The 17,611-nt window shown below is 71.3% G+C and carries 13 protein-coding genes and 4 tRNA genes; 8 read left to right on the forward strand and 9 right to left on the reverse strand.

The features are described 5' to 3' along the window. Window positions 1–123 precede the first annotated feature (123 nt). The 3 genes from IE326_RS11200 to IE326_RS11210 form a co-directional block, all read right to left on the reverse strand. On the reverse strand, window positions 124–2,415 hold the full coding sequence (locus tag IE326_RS11200; protein WP_150229840.1) for a DEAD/DEAH box helicase: 2,292 nt from the start codon (window positions 2,413–2,415) through the stop codon (window positions 124–126). Window positions 2,416–2,716: 301 nt separating this feature from the next. After that, window positions 2,717–3,385, reverse strand: a complete 669-nt coding sequence (locus IE326_RS11205; protein ID WP_150229838.1) for a hypothetical protein — start codon at window positions 3,383–3,385, stop codon at window positions 2,717–2,719. Window positions 3,386–3,778: 393 nt separating this feature from the next. After that, window positions 3,779–4,129 (reverse strand): metallopeptidase family protein, encoded by a 351-nt coding sequence (locus tag IE326_RS11210; protein ID WP_190041426.1) that lies wholly within the window; start codon window positions 4,127–4,129, stop codon window positions 3,779–3,781. Between the two features lie 105 nt (window positions 4,130–4,234). On the opposite strand from IE326_RS11210, the gene IE326_RS11215 reads away from it, so the two are divergent. The 3 genes from IE326_RS11215 (at window position 4,235) to IE326_RS11225 (ending at window position 4,517) form a co-directional block, all read left to right on the forward strand. After that, a tRNA-Glu gene (locus IE326_RS11215) sits at window positions 4,235–4,307 on the forward strand. A gap of 40 nt (window positions 4,308–4,347) precedes the next feature. Next, window positions 4,348–4,421, forward strand: a tRNA-Asp gene (locus IE326_RS11220). A 22-nt stretch (window positions 4,422–4,443) separates the two neighbouring features. Further along, window positions 4,444–4,517 (forward strand) — tRNA-Phe (locus IE326_RS11225). A gap of 38 nt (window positions 4,518–4,555) precedes the next feature. Here IE326_RS11225 and IE326_RS11230 read toward each other — a convergent pair. Together IE326_RS11230 and IE326_RS11235 are read right to left on the reverse strand one after the other, a co-directional pair. Further along, window positions 4,556–5,392 (reverse strand): cytochrome c biogenesis CcdA family protein, encoded by an 837-nt coding sequence (locus IE326_RS11230; RefSeq protein WP_190041427.1) that lies wholly within the window; start codon window positions 5,390–5,392, stop codon window positions 4,556–4,558. Next, a complete protein-coding gene (locus IE326_RS11235; RefSeq protein WP_190041428.1) occupies window positions 5,389–6,189 on the reverse strand; it encodes a DsbA family protein in 801 nt (266 codons plus the stop codon). Before IE326_RS11235 ends, IE326_RS11230 begins: the two co-directional genes overlap by 4 nt. 128 nt (window positions 6,190–6,317) lie before the next feature. On the opposite strand from IE326_RS11235, the gene hrpA reads away from it, so the two are divergent. Both hrpA and IE326_RS11245 read left to right on the forward strand, forming a co-directional pair. Beyond that, window positions 6,318–10,316 carry an ATP-dependent RNA helicase HrpA gene (hrpA, locus tag IE326_RS11240; protein WP_150229831.1) on the forward strand — a complete coding sequence of 1,333 codons (3,999 nt, stop codon included), beginning with the start codon at window positions 6,318–6,320 and terminating at the stop codon, window positions 10,314–10,316. An 84-nt stretch (window positions 10,317–10,400) separates the two neighbouring features. Next, window positions 10,401–10,474 (forward strand) — tRNA-Asp (locus IE326_RS11245). A gap of 501 nt (window positions 10,475–10,975) precedes the next feature. Here IE326_RS11245 and bldC read toward each other — a convergent pair. After that, window positions 10,976–11,182 carry a developmental transcriptional regulator BldC gene (bldC, locus tag IE326_RS11250; protein ID WP_003949541.1) on the reverse strand — a complete coding sequence of 69 codons (207 nt, stop codon included), beginning with the start codon at window positions 11,180–11,182 and terminating at the stop codon, window positions 10,976–10,978. Between the two features lie 546 nt (window positions 11,183–11,728). Further along, window positions 11,729–12,583, reverse strand: a complete 855-nt coding sequence (locus tag IE326_RS11255; RefSeq protein WP_190041429.1) for a DUF8083 family protein — start codon at window positions 12,581–12,583, stop codon at window positions 11,729–11,731. Window positions 12,584–12,736: 153 nt separating this feature from the next. On the opposite strand from IE326_RS11255, the gene IE326_RS11260 reads away from it, so the two are divergent. Both IE326_RS11260 and IE326_RS11265 read left to right on the forward strand, forming a co-directional pair. Next, on the forward strand, window positions 12,737–13,825 hold the full coding sequence (locus IE326_RS11260) for a Leu/Phe/Val dehydrogenase (protein ID WP_150229827.1): 1,089 nt from the start codon (window positions 12,737–12,739) through the stop codon (window positions 13,823–13,825). A 283-nt stretch (window positions 13,826–14,108) separates the two neighbouring features. Further along, window positions 14,109–14,363 carry a DUF3073 domain-containing protein gene (locus IE326_RS11265; RefSeq protein ID WP_030760248.1) on the forward strand — a complete coding sequence of 85 codons (255 nt, stop codon included), beginning with the start codon at window positions 14,109–14,111 and terminating at the stop codon, window positions 14,361–14,363. A gap of 180 nt (window positions 14,364–14,543) precedes the next feature. Here the strand turns inward: IE326_RS11265 and purM are convergent, their stop codons facing one another. Together purM and purF are read right to left on the reverse strand one after the other, a co-directional pair. Further along, window positions 14,544–15,611 carry a phosphoribosylformylglycinamidine cyclo-ligase gene (purM, locus tag IE326_RS11270; protein WP_190041430.1) on the reverse strand — a complete coding sequence of 356 codons (1,068 nt, stop codon included), beginning with the start codon at window positions 15,609–15,611 and terminating at the stop codon, window positions 14,544–14,546. A gap of 52 nt (window positions 15,612–15,663) precedes the next feature. Then, window positions 15,664–17,190: an amidophosphoribosyltransferase gene (gene purF / locus IE326_RS11275; protein WP_150229823.1), complete on the reverse strand. Its 1,527-nt coding sequence runs from the start codon at window positions 17,188–17,190 to the stop codon at window positions 15,664–15,666. 306 nt (window positions 17,191–17,496) lie between these two features. Here purF and IE326_RS41840 point away from each other — a divergent pair, with 306 nt between their 5' ends. After that, the gene (locus tag IE326_RS41840) at window positions 17,497–17,589 is read left to right on the forward strand and encodes a putative leader peptide (RefSeq protein WP_350975015.1); all 93 of its coding nucleotides are present in this window, start codon (window positions 17,497–17,499) and stop codon (window positions 17,587–17,589) included. Window positions 17,590–17,611: the final 22 nt, after the last annotated feature.

Consider the following 17,611-nt stretch of genomic DNA (forward strand, 5'->3'; position numbering starts at 1 on the left):
ACGTGCCCCCGTACGAGACCGGTCTGCCCCCGGGATGGTTGTACGCCGGACACGACGAACCCCCGTGACAGCGGGTGTCACGGGGGTTGGTCGTACGCGTCAGGTCACGCGGCGCGGCCGGTGTCAGCCGTTGCGCTTCCAGCGGGGCTTGTCGTCGCGGCGGCCGAAGGAGGAACCGGAGCCGGAGCCGGACGGACGGTGGTCGTCGCGGCGGAAGCCGCCGGACGGGCGGTCGTCGCGGCGGAAGCCGCCCGAGGGACGGTCGTCGCGGCGGTCGCGGTTGAACGGACGGTCGTTGTCCCGGCGGAAGCCGCCGGACGGACGGTCGTCGCGGCGGAAGCCACCGGAGGGACGGTCGTCGCGGCGGAAGCCGCCACGGTCGCCACCGCGCTCGCCGCCACGGTCGTCACGGTCACGGAACGACGGACGGTCGTTGTCCCGGCGGAAGCCGCCGGACGGGCGGTCGTCGCGGCGGAAGCCGCCCGAGGGACGGTCGTTGTCGCGGCGGAAGCCGCCGCGGTCGCCACCGCGGTCGTCACGGTCACGGAACGACGGACGGTCGTTGTCCCGGCGGAAACCACCACGGTCGCCGCCACGGTCGTCACGGTCACGGAACGACGGACGGTCGTTGTCCCGGCGGAAACCACCACGGTCGCCGCCACGGTCGTCACGGTCACGGAACGACGGACGGTCGTTGTCCCGGCGGAAACCACCGGACGGACGGTCGTTGTCGCGGCGGAAGCCGCCACGGTCGCCACCGCGGTCGCGGCGCTCGTAGTTGCCCCGCTCGTCGCGGGACGGACGCTCCTCGCGGCGCTGCTCCTCGCGGGCGGCGCGCTCGGCGGCAGCGGCGGCGGCGGCGATCTCGGCCTCGGCGGCCTCGGCGACGGCGGCCACCGCGGTCTCCGGGTCCTCACCGCGCTCGCGGGCGGCCTGGGCGACGAGGCGGTCGGCCTCCTCGCGGAGCTCGACGGCGCGGCGCTGGAGGCGCTCCAGCTGCTTGGTCAGGTCGACGACCTCGCGCTCGGCCTGCTTGGCCGAGTTGTTCGCCGAGTCGGCTTGGACCTCGGTCAGCGAACGGGCGCCGGTGATCTCGGCGACCTCGGGGTCGAAGGCGCCGGCGCCGCCGACGATGTGGCGCGAGGCGTCGACGCCCGCGTCCTCCATGAGGCGGAAGATCTGGCGGCGCTGGTGCGGCAGGGCCAGGGAGACCACGACGCCGGAGCGGCCGGCGCGGGCGGTGCGGCCCGAGCGGTGCAGGTAGTCCTTGTGGTCGCCGGCCGGGTCCACGTTGAGGACCAGGTCGATGCCGTCGACGTGGATGCCTCGGGCGGCGACGTCGGTGGCGACGAGGACGTTGACGTAACCGTCCTTGAAGTCGGCGAGCGTACGGGTACGGGCGCCCTGGGTCATGCCGCCGTGCAGCGCGTCGGCCTTCACGCCGGACTCGCGCAGCTGCTCGGCGACGCGGTCGGCACCGAGCTGGGTGCGGACGAAGATGATGGTGCGGCCCTTGCGGGCGGCGATGGCGGCGGTGACCGGGGCCTTGTCCTTCGGCTTCACGACGAGGACGTGGTGGGTCATGGTCGTGACGGCACCGGCGGACGGGTCGACCTCGTGGGTGACCGGGTTCACCAGGTAGCGCTTGACCAGGCTGTCGATCTCGTTCTCCAGCGTGGCGGAGAAGAGGAGGCGCTGGCCGCCGGCCGGGACCTGGTCGAGCAGCTCGGTGACCTCGGGCAGGAAGCCCAGGTCGGCCATCTGGTCGGCCTCGTCGAGGACGGCGATCTGGACCTGCTCCAGGGAGCAGGCGCCGCGGTTGATGATGTCGCGCAGACGGCCCGGGGTGGCGACGAGGATGTCGACGCCGCGCTCAAGGGCGTAGATCTGGTTGCCCATCGACGTGCCGCCGCAGACGACCTTCATCTTGAGGCCGAGGACGTCGCCGTAGGGCTGGAGGGCGTCCGCGACCTGCATCGCGAGCTCACGGGTCGGGGTGAGGATGACGCCGCGGGGCTTCTTCTTCTCGGTCTGGCCGCCGGCCAGGGTGGCGAGCAGCGGGAGGCCGAAGGAGAGGGTCTTGCCGGAGCCGGTGCGGCCGCGGCCCAGGATGTCCTTGCCGGCCAGGGCGTCCGGGATGGTCGCGGCCTGGATCGGGAAGGGGCTGGTCACGCCGTTCTGCGCGAGCTTGCGGACGACGCCCTCGGGCAGGCCCAGGTCGCCGAAGGTGATGCCGGGGGCCTCGTCGGCCTCCTCGGCGTCGTCGATGTCGTCGGCGCCGTCCTCGACCTCGTCGGTCAGGTCGGCGGCGTCATCGGTGATCTCGGCGTCGTCGGACAGCTCGACGATCTCGACGATCTCGGTGATCTCGTCGTTCTCGGGCATGACGGCGTGGTCAGAATGAGAAATGGACATGCGAAATGCGAAACCTTCCGGAGTCTCGGCACGCGCCCGTCAACTCCGTGTTTCGCACAAGACCGCCTCTATGCGGTCAGCCACGGCAAGGGAGAGTACGCGCCAGTCGCGGCGCTCTTCGGTCGTGGCGCCGGGCAAATGGGATCAAACGATCTACCACCATACGCACTCCCCCCCGCCCAAGGCAAACCGAGCTGCGTCACACCGGTCCCGCCCCGGCGTCCTCCCCCCGATTCCACGCCGGTTCCACCCCGGTCCCGCGCGGGTTCCACCCCGGCCCTCCGCCCGCCCCGCTCCGTCTTCACGCCGGGCTCATCTGCGGCGATGCCACCGGTTCGGTGGCGACCCCGGCGGCCCGCACCCCGCCCAGCTGGGTCGAGGGGCCCTCGGTCGGCGCGTCGGTCGGGTTCGAGGTCGGCTCGGGCGTGGGCTCCGGCGTCGGCTCCGGGGTGGGGGTGGGCTCCGGGGTCGGCTCCTGCGTGGGCTCCGGCGAGGGGGTGCCCCCGCCGCCGCCCGGCGCGCCCCCGGCCTCGCCGCCCGTCCCGCCCGTACCGCCTCCGGCTCCGCCCGCGTCCCCGCCGCCCGCACCGCCGCCGGCTCCGCCGGTCCCGCCCGTGTCCCCGCCGCCCGCGCCCCCGGCCGCGCCGTCCGTCCCCCCGTGGCCGCCCGCACCGCCGCCGGGCGTGGGGTGCGGCCGGGAGGGCACGAGGCCGCCCTCCTCGCCGGGCTCCATCGTCCTCGGGCCCGGGGAGGGGGAGCCGGAGGTGGAGGGCGAGCCGCCCGGCACCGGCGTCCCGCCGTCCTCGCCCGCCGGGCCGGGGCCGCCGGGACGGTCGTCGTACCCGCCGCCGGACGCGCTGCCACCGCCGTCCGGCTCCCCGGTGCCGCCGCCGTCCGGCTGGGCCGACGCGCCCGGCTTCCCCCCGGTCGCCCCCGGCGCGGGCCGGGCGCCCTCGTCGCTCACACTCATACAGCCGCTCAGGCCGGCGCACGCGGCGACCGCGAGGGCGGCGGCGGCCCATCGAACGCGGGTGGGCAAATGGCGCACGGAGGCACCTCCAGGACACAAAAGGCGGGGAAGGAACGCGTCCCCCTGCCCAACTCCCCGGGCGTCACGGGGGACACGGCGCGACGGCCCCTTGTTCGACAGGAATCGGCCCCACGGACCGAAAACCCCCGCCCGCCACTCCGGAACGCCCCCGCTCCGGAAGCCCGGCTCCTGAAGCCCCGCTCCGGAAGCCCCCGCCGCCCGCGCGGGTGTCACCCGCACCCGGCCCCGCCGGCCGTACGCACCCGAGCGCGTGCAGCCGCGCCCGCAGCAGACCCGTCAGCCGGTCCCGCCGCCCGCCCGCACCCGGCCCCGTCAGCCGTACCCGAGCGCGTGCAGCCGCTCGTCGTCGATGCCGAAGTGGTGGGCGATCTCGTGGACCACCGTGATCTCGGTCTCGGCCACGACGTCCTCGCGGGTCTCGCACATCCGCAGCGTCGGCCCCCGGTAGACCGTGATCCGGTCGGGCAGCACGCCGGCGTACCACTCGCCCCGCTCGGTCAGCGGCGTCCCCTCGTAGAGCCCGAGCAGCTCCGGGTCGTCCGGAGAGGGCTCGTCCTCCACGAACACCGCGACGTTGTCCATCAGCCGCGTCAGCTCCGGCGGGATCCGGTCCAGGGCCTCGGCGACAAGCTCCTCGAACTCCTCGCGCGTCATCTCCAGCACGGGCCCATTCTCCCCCTCCCGGAAACCGTTTTGGCGATACCGCCCGCCATCCCATATGCTTCTCACGTCCCCGACGCGCTGATGAAGCGCCAGGTGGGGCCGTTAGCCCTCATCGTCTAGTGGCCCAGGACGCCGCCCTTTCAAGGCGGTAGCACGGGTTCGAATCCCGTTGGGGGCACGCACAACCGTGTGCGAGACTAGTGCTCGTACACAAGCAAGGCTCTGTGGAGCAGTTGGTTAGCTCGCCACCCTGTCAAGGTGGAGGTCGCGGGTTCAAGTCCCGTCAGAGTCGCCGAAGCTGGAAACAGCTTCGTGGCTGGGTAGCTCAGTTGGTACGAGCGATCGCCTGAAAAGCGATAGGTCGCCGGTTCGACCCCGGCCCCAGCCACAAAAGAAGGGCCCCGTTCTCACGAACGGGGCCCTTCGTCATTCCGCCCGCCGCTCCCGGCTCCGGCCACGGCTCCGCGCCGCCGCCACCAGACCGGCCACCGTGACGACCGCCACGAGCAGCGCCCAGTCCGGCACCGCGCGGCCCCACTCGGCCACCCGCTGCTCCACGGCGAAGGAGTCGTCCACCGAGAGCAGCCCCGGCAGCGCGGTCGTCCCGTCGAAGACCAGGAACAGCGCCCCGAGGGCCACGAAGAAGAGGCCCGACGCCAGCGAGGTCGAGTGGACCCCGAAGCGCCCGAACCGCAGCGGCCGGCCGCGCAGCCAGCGCCGCCGCCCCAGGTCGTACCGCTCCCACAGCAGCGCCAGCACGAACAGCGGCACCGCCATCCCGAGCGCGTACACCGCGAGGAGCAGACCGCCGTACGCCGGGCTGCCGCTCAGCGCCGCCACCGTCAGGACGCTGCCGAGGATCGGGCCCGCGCAGAAGCCGGCCAGGCCGTAGACCAGGCCGAGGGCGTAGACCGAGAGCGCCGAGGTGGGCCGGATCCGGCCGCTCGCCTCGGACATCCGGCGGGAGGCGAAGCCCAGGCCCAGGACCTGGAGGACGCCGAGGCCGATGATCAGCCAGCCGCCCGCCGTCACCAGCAGGTCCCGGTGGCCGTAGAAGAAGCGGCCCGCGAGCGAGCCCGCCGCGCCGAGCGGCACCAGGGTGGTGGCGAGGCCCGCGTAGAGGATCGCGGTCCGCGCCACCAGCTTCGCCCGGTTCTCGATCGAGTACGCGAAGAAGGCCGGCAGCAGCAGGGCGCTGCACGGGCTGAGCAGGGCGAGCAGACCGCCGAGGAAGGCGGCGAAGTAGCCGATCCCGGAGGTCACCGCGAGGCCCCGGCCTTCCCGGCCGCCCCGGTCTCCTCCTCGCCGCCCTTCGCCGGCATGCGGGACCCCTCCGCCGCCTCGCGCGCCGCCTCGATCGCCTCCGTGAAGGTCTCCAGGGACTGGGCGCCGGCGATCGGACGGCCGTTGACCAGGAACGACGGGGTGGAGGAGGCGCCGAGCTCGTACCCCTGTTCCTGGTCCTTCCGGACCGCCTCGCGGGCCGCCGCGCCCTCGCTGTCCTCCGCGAAGCGCGCGAGGTCCGGGACCCCGGCCGCCTTCGCGAGGGCGGCCAGCCGCTCCTTCCCGAAGCCCTTCTCCTTGGCGCCCTCCGCGTACGCCTCCTTGTGGAACTGCCAGAAGCGGCCCTGCTGCCCGGCGGCCCAGGAGGCGCGGGCCACAGCCTCGGACTCCTCGCCGAAGATCGGGAAGTTCCGCCACTCGATGCGCAGGGTGCCGTCCTGCACGTACTTCTCCACCAGGGCCGGCTCGGTGTCCCGGGCGAACTTGCCGCAGTAGCCGCACTTGAAGTCGGCGTACTCGATCAGGACGACCGGCGCGTCGGCGCGGCCCAGGGCGAGCCCGTCGGAGGCGTCCCGGCGGGCGTACTTCTCCAGCTCCGCGTAGACGCCGGCCTCCGGGTCGGCGGAGACCTCGGCGACGGCGGCGGAACCGGGGCCGGACGGCCCGGACGGCTTGGTGGCGGTGTACGAGACGAGACCGAGGACGGTGGCGGCGAGGGCCACCCCGGCGACGATCAGCACGGGACGGGTCCTGGAGGGCGACTGGGGGCTGGACATGGCATGCACTCTAGACACGGGCCCGGAACACTCCGTGAGCAAGGGTGCAAAGCGAAGCAATCCGGCCACGGGGAGGGTCGTAAATCGGTTCGCCGCTTCTCGCCCGCAGGTGCGATCCTGGATTCCGTATGTCTACTTCCTTCGCCGCCCTCCAGTCCGTCCTGGCCGGGGTCTCGCTGCGGGACTCCCACCGGCTCGGCCGCCGTCTCGAAGGCGCCCGCCGCATCCGCAAGCCCGAGGCCCGCGAGGCCGTCCTGGACGAGATCGCCGCAGAGGCGGCCAAGGCCAAGGAGCGCGTCGACGGGCGCGCCGCCCGCGTGCCCGCCGTCACCTACCCCGAACAGCTCCCGGTCTCGCAGAAGAAGGACGAGATCCTGGAGGCGATACGCGACCACCAGGTCGTGATCGTCGCCGGTGAGACCGGCTCCGGCAAGACCACCCAGATCCCCAAGATCTGCCTGGAGCTGGGCCGGGGCGTCCGGGGCATGATCGGGCACACCCAGCCCCGCCGGATCGCCGCCCGCACGGTCGCCGAGCGCGTCGCCGAGGAGCTGCGCACCCCGCTCGGCGAGGCCGTCGGCTGGAAGGTCCGCTTCACCGACCAGGTGAACCCGGACGCCACCTTCGTGAAGCTGATGACCGACGGCATCCTGCTCGCCGAGATCCAGACCGACCGCGAGCTGCGCGCGTACGACACGATCATCATCGACGAGGCCCACGAGCGGTCCCTCAACATCGACTTCCTGCTCGGCTACCTGGCCCAGCTGCTCCCCCGCCGCCCCGACCTCAAGGTCGTCATCACCTCCGCGACCATCGACCCGGAGCGCTTCTCCCGTCACTTCGGCGACGCCCCGATCGTCGAGGTCTCCGGACGCACGTACCCGGTCGAGGTCCGCTACCGGCCGCTCCTCGAAGAGGACTCCGAGGACGCCGACCGGGACCAGATCACCGCGATCTGCGACGCCGTCGACGAGCTCCGGAAGGAGGGGCCGGGCGACATCCTGGTCTTCCTCTCCGGCGAGCGGGAGATCCGCGACACGGCGGACGCCCTCACCAGGAAGAAGCTCTCCGGCACCGAGATCCTGCCGCTGTACGCCCGGCTCTCGCACGCCGAGCAGCACCGCGTCTTCCAGGCGCACTCCGGCCGCCGGATCGTCCTCGCGACCAACGTCGCCGAGACCTCCCTGACCGTCCCCGGCATCAAGTACGTGATCGACCCGGGCACCGCCCGCATCTCGCGCTACTCCCACCGCACCAAGGTCCAGCGCCTCCCCATCGAGGCGATCTCGCAGGCCAGCGCCAACCAGCGCAAGGGCCGCTGCGGCCGCACGTCGGACGGCATCTGCATCCGGCTGTACTCCGAGGACGACTTCCTCACCCGGCCGGAGTTCACCGACGCCGAGATCCTCCGCACCAACCTGGCCTCCGTCATCCTCCAGATGACCGCCGCCGGCCTCGGCGAGATCGAGAAGTTCCCCTTCATCGACCCGCCGGACCACCGCAACATCCGGGACGGCGTCCAGCTCCTCCAGGAGCTCGGCGCCATCGACCCGGCCGAGAAGGACCCGAAGAAGCGGCTCACCCCGCTCGGCCGGAAGCTCTCCCAGCTCCCCGTCGACCCCCGGCTCGCCCGCATGGTCCTGGAGGCCGACAAGAACGGCTGCGCCCGCGAGGTCATGGTGATCGCGGCCGCGCTCTCCATCCAGGACCCGCGCGAGCGGCCCTCCGAGAAGCAGGCCCAGGCCGACCAGCAGCACGCCCGCTTCAAGGACGAGACCAGCGACTTCCTCGCCTTCCTCAACCTGTGGCGGTACGTCCGCGAGCAGCAGAAGGAGCGCGGCTCCTCGTCCTTCCGCCGGATGTGCAAGCAGGAGTACCTGAACTTCCTCCGCATCCGCGAGTGGCAGGACATCTACGCCCAGCTGCGGACCGTCGCCAAGCAGATGGGGATCCACCTCACCGAGCCGCAGGACGACGAGACCTTCCCCGAGCAGGCCATCCACGTCTCCCTCCTCTCCGGCCTCCTCAGCCACATCGGCCTGAAGGACGTGAAGGAGTCCAAGGAGGGCGCCCCGAAGGACGGCCGGCGCGAGGGCGCCCGGGGCGAGTACCTGGGCGCGCGGAACGCCAAGTTCGCGATCTTCCCGGGCTCGGCGCTCTTCAAGAAGCCCCCGCGGATGGTGATGTCCGCCGAGCTGGTGGAGACCTCCCGGCTGTGGGCGCGGGTGAACGCCCGGATCGAGCCCGAGTGGGTCGAGCCGCTCGCCCAGCACCTGGTGAAGAAGACGTACAGCGAGCCGCACTGGGAGAAGGACCAGGCGGCCGTGATGGCCTTCGAGAAGGTGACGCTGTACGGCGTCCCGATCGTCGCCGACCGCAAGGTGAACTACGGCCGCATCGACCCCGAGGTCTCCCGCGAGCTGTTCATCCGCAACGCCCTGGTGGAGGGCGACTGGCGCACCCACCACAAGTTCTTCGCCGACAACCGCAAGCTGCTCACCGAGGTCGAGGAACTGGAGCACCGGGCCCGGCGCCGGGACATCCTCGTCGACGACGAGACGCTCTTCGACTTCTACGACAAGCGGGTCCCCGAACACGTCGTGTCCGGCGCCCACTTCGACTCGTGGTGGAAGCACAAGCGGCACGAGGAGCCGGAGTTCCTCGACTTCGAGCGCGAGATGCTCATCAACGAGAAGGCCGGGGCCGTCACCAAGGACGACTACCCGGACTCGTGGCGGCAGGGCGCGCTCAAGTTCCGGGTGACGTACCAGTTCGAGCCGGGCGCGGACGCGGACGGCGTGACCGTCCACGTGCCGCTCCAGGTGCTGAACCAGGTGACGGACGAGGGCTTCGACTGGCAGATCCCGGGCCTGCGCGAGGAGGTCGTCACCGAGCTGATCCGCTCGCTGCCGAAGCCGATCCGCCGCCACTACGTGCCCGCGCCGAACTACGCCGGCCGCTTCCTGGACGCGGTCGTGCCCGTGCAGGAGCCGCTGACGACGGCGCTCGCGCGCGAGCTCCAGCGGATGGTCGGGGTCCCGCTGACCCCGGAGGACTTCGACTGGGCGAAGGTCCCCGAGCACCTCAAGGTCACCTTCAGGATCGTCGACGAGCGGCGCCGCAAGCTCGCCGAGGACAAGGACCTGGAGACGCTGCGCCTGAAGCTGCGCCCCAAGGCCCGTCAGGCGCTCTCCAAGGCCGCCCAGGCGGCCACGGCGGGCCCGGACGGCTCCGGGCCCTCCCTGGAGCGCACGGGGCTCAGGGAGTGGACGATCGGGACGCTCACGAAGGTCTTCGAGACCAAGCGCGGCGGGCAGCCGGTCAAGGCGTACCCGGCGCTGGTCGACGAGGGCGACAGCGTCGCCGTGCGGCTCTTCGACTCGGAGGCCGAGCAGGCGCTGGCGATGTGGCGGGGCACCCGGAAGCTGATCATGCTGAACATCCCGGTGAACCCGGCGAAGTTCGCCTCGGAGAAGCTCACCAACCAGCAGAAGCTGGCCCTGTCGGCGAACCCGCACGGCTCGATCCAGGCGCTGTTCGACGACTGCGCCACCGCCGCCGCCGACCGGCTGATCGCCGAGCACGGCGGCCCGGCGTGGGACGGGGAGTCCTTCCGGAAGCTGTACGACAAGGTCCGCGCCGACCTGGTGGAGCTGACCGTCCGCACGGTGGGCCAGGTCCAGCAGGTCCTGGCCGCCTGGCAGGCGTGCGAGCGGCGCCTGAAGGCCACCACGAGCCCCGCGCTGCTGCCGAACCTCCAGGACGTCAGGAAGCAGCTGGACTGGCTCGTGCCGGCCGGTTTCGTGACCCGCACGGGCCTGAAGCGGCTGCCGGACCTGATGCGCTACCTGGTGGCGGTCGACCGGCGGCTCCAGCAGATGCCCACCGGGGTCCAGCGGGACACCACCCGGATGGAGAAGGTCCACGAGATGCTCGACGAGTACGCGTGGCTCCTGGAGCAGCTCCCGAAGGGCCGCCCGGTCCCGGCGGAGGTCACGGACATCCGCTGGATGATCGAGGAGCTGCGGGTGAGCTACTTCGCGCACGCCCTGGGCACCGCCCACCCGGTGTCCGACAAGCGGATCGTGAAGGCCATCGACGCGGCGGTGCCGGGCCCCGCCCGGTAGCGGGGCGCCCGTCGCCGGCGAGTTCGACCGGACCGCTGACCTGCTGTACAGTTCTTCTCGCAGCCAAGAAAGACCGGCTGCAAGGGCTCTGTGGAGCAGTTGGTTAGCTCGCCACCCTGTCAAGGTGGAGGTCGCGGGTTCAAGTCCCGTCAGAGTCGCCTCATCAGAAGGCCCGCATCGTCTCGATGCGGGCCTTCTTCGTGTGCCGGTGCGTGGACCTCCCCGCGCCGGTGCGCGGGTTCCCTCGCACCGAGGCGTGAGTCCCCTTGTTCCGGGGCGCGGTTTCCAGCTCCACCCGAACGGGGGACCTTGGTCCCACGAGCCGGTGACCAACGGCGGGTCGGAGCGCGCCGCCCGGGTGGCAGGCTGTTCAGTGGCAAGCCTTCGGTGGTGTGACGGGAGTCACGTGAAGTCCTTCCGGAACCCCCTCGTTTACACCACCCCTACAACGCCTCGATTTAATATGTGCAATTGCACCTGTGTACGACGGGTGGAGCCGGGCACAAAAAGACGATCGCGCTGGACCCGGCGGAGTCCAGCGCGATCGATGACGGTGGCCTGTTGGGGCAGGAACCGCCGGCAGAGCTGTGGTTGGGCAACCGGATTGGGGGATCCGGAAGTGCCCGGTGTTACGGGGTGCTGCGTGTGCTGCGCAGGCCTCAGGCCTCGCTGCGCTGCTGCGGAATGCCTGCCAGCAGGGCGCGAACCTCGGCCTCGCGGTACCGGCGGTGCCCACCCAGGGTGCGGATGGACGTGAGCTTGCCGGCCTTGGCCCAGCGCGTCACCGTCTTCGGGTCCACGCGGAACATGGTGGCGACCTCGGCAGGGGTCAGCAGCGGCTCGGCATCAGGGGTGCGAGCGGTCATGAGCGGCCTCCTCGGGAGAACCGAACCTTCTCGGTTCTTTCCTCTAAATTCTGCACCTTGACCCGCCTTGCCCGAAATGGCAGAAGCGGGACGAGTCGGTTATAGGACGAACGGCTTGTCCTCGGCACTACAACTACACCATCCGTCCAGCCGCGTCGGCCAAACCGATGGAATTGCCCTCGCAGGTGTTCATCAGCGGCGGAAGTCGACTGACCATGCCATAGCGGACAGTCACACCACTGTGACGATCAGTCACAGAGCGATCAGGAGTCCTCAGACCCCCCATAGAGTGCAATGCTGAGCTTTCCGCCCATAGTTGGGCGGAAGGAACCCTCCCCGGACTCCTTGTCCTATTTTGGCACGAGGATAGGTGATCGACGCAAGGGTGCGTTTAGTGCTGTCCGTCACGCTTGAGACAAAGGCCCGGTTCAGGACCAACGTCCCACCGGATCCGGACAGATCGATCCGGCCAGACGTCCTGAAGATCATTTACCTCGGTGGCACATGTCTTGTCCATGCACACCTGACGAAGATGCCCGTCCTATGTCAATTCGCGTGCCGCAGGTCCCTGACGGACCGCCAGCGCTCCGCCAGCCGCCCGTAGACCTCGCCGGCCGTCTCCTCGTCCCCCGCCCGCAGCGCCGCGAGCCCGGCCGCCACGTCCGCCGCCGACCGGTCCGCCGCCAGCCGCTCCTCCCCCACCGCGTGCACCAGGCCGCCGTAGTCCAGCTCCACCAGCGCCCTCGGGTGGAACTCCTCCAGCCAGCGGCCCACGTCGATCAGCCCCCGCGTCAGCGGACCCTCGTCCACCGAGTCCCGCAGCGCCCGCAGCGCCCTGGCGAGCCGCCGCCGCGCCTGCGCCATCGTCGTCCGGTAGCGCAGCTCCGGCGCCCGCCCCGCCGCCGGGTCCCCCGGCTCGTACCGCCGCTCCTCGTCCCCGAAGAGCGCGAACCAGCGCAGCGGCACCTGCCACACCGCCGTCCGGATCCACGGCCGCGCGTCCGGGTTCCGCTCCAGCCACCGCTCGTGGTCCGCCTCCACCTGGGCCCGCACCACCGGCGGCAGCATCGCGTCGAGCACCGGCCCCGGCAGACCGCTCTCCGCCACCAGGTCCCGCAGCGCCAGCCAGCTCCGCAGCCGGGTCCGCCACGGGCAGATCACCACCGCCCCGTCCAGGTGCGCCACGAAGGCCTCACCGCTCTCGTGCACCGGCACCGGGACCGGCGGCACCGGCAGCAGGTCCGCCAGCGAGCGCCGCAGTTCGTCCTGGGCCCCCGGGGCGCCCGACCGGCGGGCGTAGCGCGACCAGTGGGTCCGCTCCGGCTCCGGGAACGCGGCCAGCGGCTCGTACACCCGCAGGTAGGAGGCGTACGGCACGAGCAGGGTGGAGTCGACCGACATGTCCCGATCCTTCCACGCGGGTACTCCCCAGGGGGGTGATCCGGACCACTCCGCCCTCCCTACGGGCAGGTAGGACTTAATCTCGTGGCGCAATGTGTCCTCCCCCACCCGCAGGGGGGACCTTCCGCCGCTTCGTACCCGGGAGTCACCACCGTGACCGCTGTATCCGACGGCGTCCTGCAGACCCTGTTCCACTCGGAGCAGGGGGGGCACGAGCAAGTCGTGCTCTGCCAGGACCGCGCCACCGGCCTCAAGGCCGTCATCGCCCTGCACAACACCGCCCTCGGGCCCGCCCTCGGCGGCACCCGCTTCTACCCGTACGCCACCGAGGCGGAGGCCGTGGCCGACGCGCTCAACCTGGCGCGCGGCATGTCGTACAAGAACGCCATGGCCGGGCTCGACCACGGCGGCGGCAAGGCCGTGATCATCGGCGACCCCGAGCAGATCAAGACCGAGGAGCTCCTCCTCGCCTACGGCCGCTTCGTCGCCTCCCTCGGCGGGCGCTACGTGACCGCCTGCGACGTCGGCACCTACGTCGCCGACATGGACGTCGTGGCCCGCACCAACCAGTGGACCACCGGCCGCTCCCCCGAGAACGGCGGCGCCGGCGACTCCTCCGTGCTGACCGCCTTCGGCGTCTTCCAGGGCATGCGCGCCTCCGCCCAGCACCTGTGGGGCGACCCGACCCTGCGCGGCCGGAAGGTCGGCGTCGCCGGCGTCGGCAAGGTCGGCCACTACCTCGTCGAGCACCTGCTCTCCGACGGGGCCGAGGTCGTCATCACCGACGTCCGCGAGGAGTCGGTGCGCCGGATCACCGAGAAGTTCCCGCAGGTCCGGGTGGTCGCCGACACCGACGCCCTGATCCGCGTGGAGGACCTCGACGTCTACGCGCCGTGCGCGCTGGGCGGGGCGCTCAGCGAGGAGACGGTGCCGTTCCTCACGGCGAAGGTCGTCTGCGGCGCGGCGAACAACCAGCTCGCCCACCCGGGCATCGAGAAGGACCTCGTGGAGCGCGGCATCCTCTACGCCCCGGACTACGTGGTGAACGCGGGCGGCGTGATCCAGGTCGCCGACGAGCTGCACGGCTTCGACTTCGACCGCTGCAAGGCGAAGGCCACGAAGATCTTCGACACCACCCTGGAGATCTTCGCACGTGCGAAGGCGGACGGGATCCCGCCGGCCGCCGCCGCCGACCGGATCGCCGAGCAGCGGATGGCCGAGGCGCGCGGCGCCCGGGTCTGACGGCTCCCCGCGGGGGTCCGGCCCGCCGTCCGGGAGACTTCCCTCACGCCGGTCGGCGGGTCGACCCCCCAGAAGAGGTTAAAATCGCGATTGACCAGCGAGGAAAGGGCACCTCGATGGTTCTGTACCGGGGTATGTGATGCGCGCGGCGTACCGTAGACCCGAGGAAACAGGTACCGTTGAAGCCCTGCGGACCGGTCTCTCCATCGAGAGCCCGTTTCGCTTCATGAACGCGTGTCAAGACTCTGGGGCCAGAGAGCCCCGTCACCGAGGGGGTCGAGCCATGGGGCGCGGCCGGGCAAAGGCCAAGCAGACCAAGGTCGCCCGCCAGCTGAAGTACAGCAGCGGCGGGACTGACCTGTCGCGTCTGGCCAATGAGCTGGGCGCTTCGACTTCGAGCCAGCCGCCGAATGGCGAGCCGTTCGAGGACGACGACGAGGAAGACGACCCGTACGCACAGTACGCGGATCTCTACAACACGGATGACGAGGACGAGGACGACGAGTCCGGTCCGCACTCGTCGCCGCGTCGCGCTTGACCTTCTGAACTGAACACCGAAACTCGGTCCGGGTCTCCCGGGCCGAGTTTTCGTGCTGTCCGGAGTTCCCGCGGGACCTGTGCGGACGCACGGGAGACCGAGGACGTACGGGGGGCGGCGGACGTACGAGGGAGGGGCACCCCGCAGCTGCGGGGTGCCCCTCCCTCGTACGTCCCGTGACTACTTCGCGTAGTCGCCGACCAGCTCCGCGCCGGTGGCCTTCTCGCCGCGCTCGGTGATCTCGCCGGCGACCCAGGCGTCGAGCCCGCGGTCGGCCAGCGTGGTGAGGGCGGCGTCGACCGACTCGGCGGGGACGACGGCCATCATGCCGACGCCCATGTTGAGGGTCTTCTCCAGCTCCAGGCGCTCCACCTGGCCCGCCTTGCCGACCAGGTCGAAGATCGCGCCCGGGGCCCACGTGGAGCGGTCCACGGTGGCGTGCAGGCCGTCCGGGATCACCCGGGCGAGGTTGGCCGCGAGGCCGCCGCCGGTGATGTGACTGAACGCGTGCACCTCGGAGGTCCGGGTGAGCGCCAGGCAGTCGAGCGAGTAGATCCGGGTGGGCTCCAGGAGCTCCTCGCCCAGGGTCCGGCCCAGCTCCTCGACCTGCTGGTCGAGGCGCATGCCGGCGCGGTCGAAGACCACGTGACGGACGAGCGAGTACCCGTTGGAGTGAAGCCCGGAGGAGGCCATGGCGATGACCGCGTCCCCCGTACGGATGCGATCGGCGCCCAGCAGGCGGTCGTGCTCCACGACGCCGGTGCCCGCGCCGGCCACGTCGAAGTCGTCCGGGCCGAGGAGGCCCGGGTGCTCCGCCGTCTCGCCGCCGACCAGGGCGCAGCCGGCGAGGACGCAGCCCTCGGCGATGCCCTTCACGATGGCGGCGACCCGCTCCGGGTGGACCTTGCCCACGCAGATGTAGTCGGTCATGAAGAGCGGCTCGGCGCCGCAGACGACGATGTCGTCCATGACCATGGCGACCAGGTCGTGGCCGATGGTGTCGTACACGCCCATCTGGCGGGCGATGTCGACCTTCGTGCCGACGCCGTCGGTCGCCGAGGCGAGCAGCGGACGCTCGTAGCGCTTGAGGGCGGAGGCGTCGAAGAGGCCGGCGAAGCCGCCGAGGCCGCCGAGGACCTCGGGGCGCTGCGTCTTCTTCACCCACTCCTTCATGAGCTCGACGGCGCGGTCGCCCGCCTCGATGTCGACGCCCGCAGAGGCGTAGCTGGCACCAGTGGTCTGAGACATGGGGTTCAGAGCTTTCGTGTCGTTACTGCGTCACTGCGGGTGCAGCGGGATCTCACGGACGGCGCAGGGCGTCGGCGGCCGCGGTGGCGGCGGGGCCGGCGGCCAGTTCCGTCTCCAGGAGCTGCTTGCCGAGCAGCTCGGGGTCCGGCAGCTCCATCGGGTACTCGCCGTCGAAGCAGGCCCGGCAGAGGTTCGGCTTGTCGATGGTGGTCGCCTCGATCATCCCGTCGATGGAGATGTACGAGAGCGAGTCCGCGCCCAGCGACTTGCCGATCTCCTCGATCGACATGCCGTTGGCGATCAGCTCCGCGCGGGTGGCGAAGTCGATGCCGAAGAAGCACGGCCACTTCACCGGCGGGGAGGAGATCCGGATGTGGATCTCGGCCGCACCGGCCTCGCGGAGCATCCGGACCAGGGCGCGCTGGGTGTTGCCGCGGACGATCGAGTCGTCGACGACGACCAGCCGCTTCCCTTTGATGACTTCCTTGAGGGGGTTCAGCTTGAGGCGGATGCCCAGCTGGCGGATGGTCTGCGAGGGCTGGATGAAGGTGCGCCCGACGTAGGCGTTCTTGACCAGGCCGGCGCCGAAGGGGATGCCGGACGCCTCCGCGTAGCCGATGGCGGCGGGGGTGCCGGACTCAGGCGTCGCTATGACCAGGTCGGCCTCGACGGGGGCCTCCTTGGCGAGGCGGCGGCCCATCTCGACGCGGGAGAGGTACACGTTCCGGCCGGCGATGTCCGTGTCGGGACGGGCCAGGTACACGTACTCGAAGACACAGCCCTTCGGCTTCGCTTCCGCGAAGCGGGAGGTGCGGATGCCGTTCTCGTCGATGGCGATGAGCTCGCCCGGCTCGACCTCGCGGACGAAGCTGGCGCCGCAGATGTCGAGGGCGGCGGACTCCGAGGCGACGACCCAGCCGCGCTCCAGTCGGCCGAGGACCAGCGGGCGGATGCCCTGCGGGTCACGGGCGGCGTAGAGCGTGTGCTCGTCCATGAAGACGAGGGAGAAGGCGCCCCGGACGTCGGGGAGGACCTTCGCGGCGGACTGCTCGATGGTGAGCGGCGCGCCGTCCTCGTCCACCTGGCCGGCGAGGAGCGCCGTGACCAGGTCGGTGTCGTTGGTGGCGGCGACCTGGGTGGCGCGGCCGTCCTTCTTGGGAAGGTCGGCGACCATCTCGGCCAGCTGCGCCGTGTTCACCAGGTTGCCGTTGTGGCCGAGCGCCAGGGACCCGTGGGCGGTGGCCCGGAAGGTCGGCTGGGCGTTCTCCCACACGGAGGCCCCGGTGGTCGAGTAGCGGGCGTGACCGACCGCGATGTGACCTTGGAGGGAGCCGAGAGAGGTCTCGTCGAAGACCTGGGACACGAGGCCCATGTCCTTGAAGACGAGGATCTGGGAGCCGTTGCTGACCGCGATTCCCGCGGATTCCTGACCCCGATGCTGGAGGGCGTAGAGCCCGAAGTACGTGAGCTTTGCGACCTCTTCACCCGGAGCCCAGACCCCGAAGACGCCACACGCGTCCTGGGGGCCTTTCTCGCCGGGGAGCAGGTCGTGATTGAGTCGACCGTCACCACGTGGCACGTCTTCGAGTCTAGGGGACCTCGACCACTGGTCCGAATTGGCGAACGGAGCGTGAGCGGCGCTCGTACGATCGCACCAAAAGATCGCCGCGAACTTGGACGGGCCTACAAGGCAGGCGCCGGAAGGGTTCCGGGCCTCCGGGCGACCCCCGAGCGGACGCTCGTCCCCCTCCGCGGAGCGCCCGGGGATGTGACGCAGAACGCAGTGACCGGGGGTTTCACCGGCGTTTCGATCACGCGAACTACGCGCGTCGACCACCTCCTCCGCCGTTGACGCCCCCGCCCTCCTCGGCGAGGCTCCTGGCCCATGCAGCCCCGCAGTGACCGAGCGGTCACCCTCGTCCGGCGCCGGCACGTGGACCTCGTCCGTGTCGCGAGCGCCGGCTGTCACCGCGCCTGAACCGGCCCGGCCCCTCCGGCTG

It is taken from the genome of Streptomyces filamentosus, assembly GCF_014654895.1.
In the GTDB taxonomy this organism is placed as follows: Bacteria; Actinomycetota; Actinomycetes; order Streptomycetales; family Streptomycetaceae; genus Streptomyces; species Streptomyces filamentosus.

Bases quoted from the DNA above. Each gene is read 5' to 3' on its own strand.
- IE326_RS11200 (WP_150229840.1), bottom strand. From the start codon at position 2,415: ATGTCCATTTCTCATTCTGACCACGCCGTCATGCCCGAGAACGACGAG.
- IE326_RS11205 (WP_150229838.1), bottom strand. From the start codon at position 3,385: ATGAGTGTGAGCGACGAGGGCGCCCGGCCCGCGCCGGGGGCGACCGGG.
- IE326_RS11235 (WP_190041428.1), bottom strand. From the start codon at position 6,189: ATGTCCAGCCCCCAGTCGCCCTCCAGGACCCGTCCCGTGCTGATCGTC.
- hrpA (WP_150229831.1), top strand. From the start codon at position 6,318: ATGTCTACTTCCTTCGCCGCCCTCCAGTCCGTCCTGGCCGGGGTCTCG.
- bldC (WP_003949541.1), bottom strand. From the start codon at position 11,182: ATGACCGCTCGCACCCCTGATGCCGAGCCGCTGCTGACCCCTGCCGAG.
- IE326_RS11255 (WP_190041429.1), bottom strand. From the start codon at position 12,583: ATGTCGGTCGACTCCACCCTGCTCGTGCCGTACGCCTCCTACCTGCGG.
- IE326_RS11265 (WP_030760248.1), top strand. From the start codon at position 14,109: ATGGGGCGCGGCCGGGCAAAGGCCAAGCAGACCAAGGTCGCCCGCCAG.
- purM (WP_190041430.1), bottom strand. From the start codon at position 15,611: ATGTCTCAGACCACTGGTGCCAGCTACGCCTCTGCGGGCGTCGACATC.
- IE326_RS41840 (WP_350975015.1), top strand. From the start codon at position 17,497: ATGCAGCCCCGCAGTGACCGAGCGGTCACCCTCGTCCGGCGCCGGCAC.